The sequence below is a fragment of the Steroidobacter sp. genome (assembly GCF_016790065.1).
In the GTDB taxonomy this organism is placed as follows: domain Bacteria; phylum Pseudomonadota; class Gammaproteobacteria; order Steroidobacterales; family Steroidobacteraceae; genus Steroidobacter.
This window is the reverse complement of record NZ_JAEUPY010000703.1, coordinates 1-5,191: the sequence shown is the minus strand read 5'-3', so window position 1 is coordinate 5,191 and position 5,191 is coordinate 1. Positions and strand designations below refer to the sequence as shown.

The window sequence follows — 5,191 nt, the reverse complement described above, 5'->3', positions numbered from 1 at the left end:
CTATGGCAATAAAGAGGGCATGGCCGCTGGCTTGGAAGATACGTCCCGCTATCCCGTGTTGTTCGCGGAGTTGATCCGGCGGGGTTGGAGTGACGCAGAGCTGATCAAACTGTCGCGCGGGAACATTCTGAAAGCGCTACGCGGAGCGGAGCAAGCCGCGGCGAAGTTGCAGCAGAAGGTCGTACCATCCATTCGGACCATCGAGGAAATCGATGGTGGACAAGCTCAGCCGAACGTCAACTAGTTGGGGCTGAGGTCGCGAGACTAGAAGCTTGCCTTCAAGGATGCATACCAGCCGTGCTGCTGTCTCTTGTCGGCGATGTTGCCCAGATCGGCATGAGCAACCGTGAGTGAAATGTTCTTGAACGGAACGAAGGCGACGAACGCGTCCCAGAAGTCGTCTTCACGGAACACACTCAAGTTGTCCGGCTTCATCCGGTACTCGGCGCCGAGCACGATGTGATCGGTGAGGAACACTGCGGCGCTCAGCTCCGGTTGTAACGAGTAGTCGTCCTTGCGATCGCCGCCGAAACCCAGAATGCCCATCTGGTTGGCGCGCGTCGCACGCAGCGTGCCGTTGAGAAGCGTGGTGCGGCCGGCGATACCGGCCAACCAGATTTTGGTCGCGGCCACGTAGTAATCCACGTCGCTGCCGTCGGTGGCACCGAGCAGCGTCGGGACGAAATCGAAATCCTTGTTGTCCTTGTACTGCGCGCCGATGGCGATTTGCGGCAGCCACGAGTCCTGGGCGAACACTGCGTCGCCGACCAGTTTCACTTTGACCCCGAACACGTCTTGGCGGATCGAGTGGCCGGGCACTGTCGTACCCAGGTCGAAGTGCTGTTGCGCATAGGAGAGTTCGACTCGGTCGAGAATACCTACGTTGACGCCGCAACTACGCAGCTTGAAGTCGTCCGGTTCTACCGTCGTGCAAAAGCCGCTGGCGCCGACCTGATCGCGCGTTCCCAGGCCTGCAATTAGCGCCCAAGGGGTCAAACCGCCGCCGGCTGCGCCTTCGATCTGCGTGACACCACCGGTCGCCAGTAGGCGATCGCCCGCATGGGCGCTGGCCCCAGCCAGGGCGCCGACGGCGAGGAGCAGCTGCGAATAGCCGGCGCGTTGAAAAATCGACATGCGAGAACGGATCTCCGAACGGGGCGATGACGAATATTCCCTGCGCTGGCCGGTGCTCCGGAGCGATTCAAATCACAGTGGGTTTGTATTCGGGGTTTACCTAATGTGGCAGATGTGAGCGACTTAACACTGGCGCGGCAGGCGGGGCGCTAGATTGACCACTGTTTCCTCAGTTGCTCGAGAGCACGATGACGTTCGGATCGAAGGTGAGCGCCCTAATTCACGGTGCGATCGGCGCCGGAACCGTTGCCATGCTGTTGCTGGGTGCGCCGGCGCATGCTGAGGCGGCGTTGTACGACCGTATCGGCGGGGAGCGTCTGACAGCCATCGCCAACGATCTCGTCGATCACACCTCGAGCGATCCACGCACCAGCCGTTCGTGGCACAAAGTGTCGTTGCCGCGTGTGAAGGGCGTACTGAGCGTCTACTTGTGCTCGATCACCGGTGGGCCGTGCGAGTACCAAGGCGACACCATGAAAGACATCCATGCCGGCCTGAAAATCAACGAAGCCGAAATGTTCGCCATGGTGCAAAGTCTGCGCGACATCATGATCGGCCATGGCGTGCCGTTGCGCGAGCGTAACGAGTTGCTGGCGCTGCTGGCACCGACGAAGAAAGACGTGGTGACCAAATGAACACCATGAAGCTGAGTTGCGCGTCGCTCATTCTGCTGACCACGCTTGCCACGACGGCGAGCTTCGCGGCCGGCGTCGAAACCAACGTTGCGGACAGTAAGGGCAAGCCGCTGACCAACGCCGTGGTGTATTTCGTACCGACGCAGCCCGTGACGAATGCGAAACCGAAACATGTGGTCATCGACCAAGTCGACAAAGAGTTCGTGCCGCGCGTGACGGTCGTGCAGACCGGCACAGCCATCGATTTTCCGAACAAGGACGACATCCGCCATCAGGTGTACTCGTTCTCTTCCGCCAAGACGTTTCAATTGAATCTGTACTCGGGCCGCCCCAGCGCACCCATCGTGTTCGACAAGCCGGGCGTGGTGGTGCTCGGTTGTAACATTCACGATCATATGGTCGCGTGGGTGTTGTCGGTCGATACGCCGTGGTTTGCGCAGACCGATGCGAAAGGTCGAGCCCAGATGAGCGACCTGCCGGTGGGCAAGTACGAAATGCTGGTGTGGTACCCCGGCCTCGCTCAACCGGTGTCGCAGGGGCAGGTCGATAGCTCGAGCCCCGTGCAGCGCTCCATCCAGTTGGAGACGGGCGCGCTGCTCGGCGTAAACACGGACGGCCAGGATCACGGTCAGGAGCACGATCACGGTTCGCACGCGTCGGGGTCGTAATGTTTCGGCGGCTGCGCACGCGCATCATCGTTTTCTTCGTCGCGCTGATCGGCCTGGTGCAGATCGCGGCGTTCTTGCTGGTGCATTCCGCCAACTCGACCAACGCACGCCACAAGATCGAGTCCGAGCTGGAGCTCGGTGAGCGCATTTTCGCACGCCTGCTGGAGCAGAACCGAGATCGACTGTCGCAGACCGCCCGCGTGATGGCGGCTGACTTTGCTTTGCGTGAGGCCATCGCGTCGAACGATTCGGCCACCGCGATTTCAGCACTGCGTAATCATGCCGGGCGCATCAATGCCAACATGACCATGCTGGTCTCGCTCGACCGCAACGTCATCGCCGATACGTTTGCCGTCGACACTCAGCCGCGCCAGTTTGAATTCCCGTTCCTGATCGACCGTGCCGCCAAGCAGGGCAGCGCGTCGTCGATCGAGATCGTCGACGGTCATGCCTATCAACTGGTGGTGGTGCCGGTGATGGCGCCGCTACCCATTTCGTGGATCGTGTTGGGCTTCATCGTCGATGACGAGGTGGCCAACGAGTTGCGTCAGCTGACGGGTCTGGAGGTGTCGTTCCTCGAGGTTACGAGCGGCAACAATCATTGGCGAGTCCTGGCGTCGACGCTCGATGCTCAGCGGGCGGCACTGACGGCAGGCTTGCCCACGTTGCCGCAGGCAGCGAACGTTCATTTGATCGGCGAGGGCGAAGAGCAACAGCAAGTCCGCGTGATCGCGCTGGATCATCTCGGCAACCCGCAGCTCGTGGCGGTATTGCAGCGATCGGTAGCGGAGGCAGTCGCAGCCTTCGAACAGCTCGGCAACACGTTGCTGGCGCTCGGCGCGGCGACGCTGCTGTTGTCGATCATCGGCAGCATGCTGATCGCTTCGTCCATCACTCGCCCGCTCAGCAAGCTATCCAAAGCGGCCTTGAAGATTCAGCGCGGTCACTACGATGAGGCAGTGGCGACCACCAGCAAGGACGAGATCGGCGTGCTCGCAACCAGTCTGAATCACATGCGCGAAGGCATCGCCGAGCGCGAGGATCAGATTCTACGGCTCGCGTATCGCGACTCGCTGACGGAACTGCCGAATCGCGCGCTGTTCAACAAGTTGCTGGCGCAGGCAGTGCAGGATGCAACCAGCGGCGGGCGCCTGGTTACCGTGCTGGTCATGAATCTGGACCGGTTCCGGATCGTCAACGAATCGTTGGGCTACAGCGTCGGCGACCATCTATTGCGCGAGGTTGGCCTTCGGCTGCAGGGATTGGCACGCACTGGCGACGTTGCTGCGCGCCTGGCCGGCGATGAGTTTGCGTTGATGATCGAGAACATGACGCCCGACGAAGCGATTCGGACGGTGCAGAAGATCCTGCGCGCGTTCGAACGGCCGATCGCCTACGAAGATCAACCGCTCGATGTCAGTGCCAGTATCGGCGTCGCGCATTTCCCGCAGCATGGCGGCAACGCCGATGCGCTGCTGCGTAATGCAGACATTGCGATGTACGTCGCCAAGCGTAACAAGAGCGGCTACGCCATCTACGATCCGCAACAGACGTCGAATCACGAACGTCACTTATCATTGCTCAGCGACATTCGGGGTGCCATCGAGCGAGACGAACTGCGCGTGTTCTATCAGCCGCGTATCTCGCTGTCGTCCAACGCTGCAGCGGCAGTCGAGGCGTTGCTCCGCTGGCAGCATCCGACTCGCGGCATGATTCCGCCGTCCGATTTCGTTCCGTTCGCTGAGCAGACGGGCTACATCCGCTTGCTGACGCGCTGGGTGCTCGAAGAGTCGATCAAACAATTCGGACGCTGGCGCGCCAAAGGCATCGAGTTACGCATTTCCGTCAACGTGTCGGCACGTGACCTGATGGGGCGCGAGTTGCCTGATATGGTCGACAGCTTGTTGCGTAAGTACGCGATGCCGGCCGACATGCTCTGCCTGGAAATCACCGAGAGTGGCTTCATGGAAGATCCGGCGCACGCACAGCGCATGCTGGAGCGTCTGCATGACCTGGGCGTGCATCTGTCCATCGACGACTACGGCACGGGGTATTCCTCGTTGAGCTATGTGTCGCGGCTGCCGGTCAAGGAATTGAAGATCGATCGCTCGTTCGTCAAAGACATGTTGTCGGGCGAGACCACCTTGACGATCGTGCGCTCTACCATCGAGCTAGGTCACAGCCTCGGGCTCAAGGTCGTGGCTGAGGGCGTGGAAGATGAGGCTAGCTATCGACATCTCGCGTCGCTTGGCTGCGATCACGCTCAGGGCTATTACATGTCCAAACCCTTGCCGGCGGCGGATCTCGAAGTCTGGCTGCGCGACTCGCGTTGGGGCCAGGTCTCGTACGAACCCAACAAAACGGCGCGGGTTTCGCTGCTGGCGCCGCGTCCTACCCGTTGAGCCCCAGCTTCCCGCCTATTTAACTCTTCGCATTATGTGCACTCGGTCGCACTGTTAGAGTTTGTCATACAGATCACTGCGCGGCGCGAACCTGCCCCGTCACGACACAATGCTCAACATCGAAGATCGATGAGAGTGTCGTATGTCGAAGCTCACTGTACGTGCTCAGTTGTTGTTGGCGTTTGGTCTGTTGATGGGCGTGTCGCTGCTGCTGGCGGCGCTCTCGTTGCATTCCCTGTCCGATGCCAATAGCCGATTCGTTTCTTATGTGGACGGTGTGACCGCACGCGCGGCGTTGGCAGCGAATGTGCGTGAGGCCGTGGATCGCCGCGCCATCGCCGCCCGCAACCTG

General features: G+C 60.7%; 5 protein-coding genes and 1 pseudogene. 5 read left to right on the top strand and 1 reads right to left on the bottom strand.

Features of this window, described 5'->3' with window-relative positions; translation table 11 throughout:
• The coding region (locus JNL55_RS28895; protein WP_293862837.1) for a membrane dipeptidase at window positions 1-244 on the top strand (244 nt) is incomplete at its 5' end.
• Window positions 245-264: 20 nt separating this feature from the next.
• On the opposite strand, the gene JNL55_RS28890 is transcribed toward JNL55_RS28895, so the two are convergent.
• Window positions 265-1,134, bottom strand: a complete 870-nt coding sequence (locus JNL55_RS28890; RefSeq protein WP_293862835.1) for a DUF3034 family protein — start codon at window positions 1,132-1,134, stop codon at window positions 265-267.
• A gap of 206 nt (window positions 1,135-1,340) precedes the next feature.
• Here JNL55_RS28890 and JNL55_RS28885 point away from each other — a divergent pair, with 206 nt between their 5' ends.
• The 4 genes and pseudogenes from JNL55_RS28885 to JNL55_RS28870 all read left to right on the top strand — a co-directional run.
• Window positions 1,341-1,769: a group I truncated hemoglobin gene (locus JNL55_RS28885; RefSeq protein ID WP_293862833.1), complete on the top strand. Its 429-nt coding sequence runs from the start codon at window positions 1,341-1,343 to the stop codon at window positions 1,767-1,769.
• Window positions 1,766-2,437 carry a methylamine utilization protein gene (locus tag JNL55_RS28880; RefSeq protein ID WP_293862831.1) on the top strand — a complete coding sequence of 224 codons (672 nt, stop codon included), beginning with the start codon at window positions 1,766-1,768 and terminating at the stop codon, window positions 2,435-2,437. The genes JNL55_RS28885 and JNL55_RS28880 overlap by 4 nt, the downstream gene beginning before the upstream one ends.
• The gene (locus tag JNL55_RS28875) at window positions 2,437-4,839 is read left to right on the top strand and encodes a putative bifunctional diguanylate cyclase/phosphodiesterase (RefSeq protein WP_293862829.1); all 2,403 of its coding nucleotides are present in this window, start codon (window positions 2,437-2,439) and stop codon (window positions 4,837-4,839) included. Before JNL55_RS28880 ends, JNL55_RS28875 begins: the two co-directional genes overlap by 1 nt.
• Window positions 4,840-4,981: 142 nt before the next feature.
• Window positions 4,982-5,191, top strand: a pseudogene (locus JNL55_RS28870) (methyl-accepting chemotaxis protein); the annotation flags it as partial.

Coding starts and splice junctions, on each gene's coding strand:
- JNL55_RS28890 (WP_293862835.1), bottom strand. CDS start 1,134: ATGTCGATTTTTCAACGCGCCGGCTATTCGCAGCTGCTCCTCGCCGTC.
- JNL55_RS28880 (WP_293862831.1), top strand. CDS start 1,766: ATGAACACCATGAAGCTGAGTTGCGCGTCGCTCATTCTGCTGACCACG.
- JNL55_RS28875 (WP_293862829.1), top strand. CDS start 2,437: ATGTTTCGGCGGCTGCGCACGCGCATCATCGTTTTCTTCGTCGCGCTG.